This is a genomic window from Escherichia sp. WS1265, from assembly GCF_046487585.1.
Classification (GTDB): Bacteria; Pseudomonadota; Gammaproteobacteria; order Enterobacterales; family Enterobacteriaceae; genus Escherichia; species Escherichia coli.
In genome coordinates this window covers 1-510 of sequence record NZ_JBJQJE010000108.1, presented here as the reverse complement: position 1 = coordinate 510, position 510 = coordinate 1, and the positions used below count along the sequence as shown (strand labels likewise).

Genomic DNA, 510 nt, shown 5'->3' with positions numbered 1-510 from the left:
ACCGCCACTATGACAACCGTGGCCGGTTAACCTCGGTGAAAGACGCACAGGGCCGTGAAACGCAGTATGAGTACAACGCCGCAGGCGACCTGACTGCCGTTATCACCCCGGGCGGCAACCGGAGCGAGACACAGTACGATGCGTGGGGAAAAGCGGTCAGCACCACGCAGGGCGGGCTGACGCGCAGTATGGAGTATGACGCGGCAGGACGTGTCGCCACGCTGACCAACGAGAACGGCAGTGACAGCGCCTTCCGTTACGACGCACTGGACCGGCTGGTACAGCAGGGCGGCTTTGACGGGCGGACGCAACGTTATCATTATGACCTGACCGGAAAACTCACGCAGAGTGAAGATGAGGGGCTTGTCACCCTCTGGCACTACGACGAATCGGACCGCCTCACTCACCGCACGGTGAACGGCGAACCGGCAGAGCAGTGGCAGTATGATGGCCACGGCTGGCTGAGAGAAATCAGCCACCTGAGCGAAGGCCACCGTGTGGCGGTCCACT

At 62.0% G+C, this 510-nt stretch carries 1 pseudogene; it reads left to right on the top strand.

Annotation, left to right across the window (positions count from 1 at the left end):
• Positions 1-510, top strand: a pseudogene (locus ACJHX3_RS25080) (RHS element protein); the annotation flags it as partial.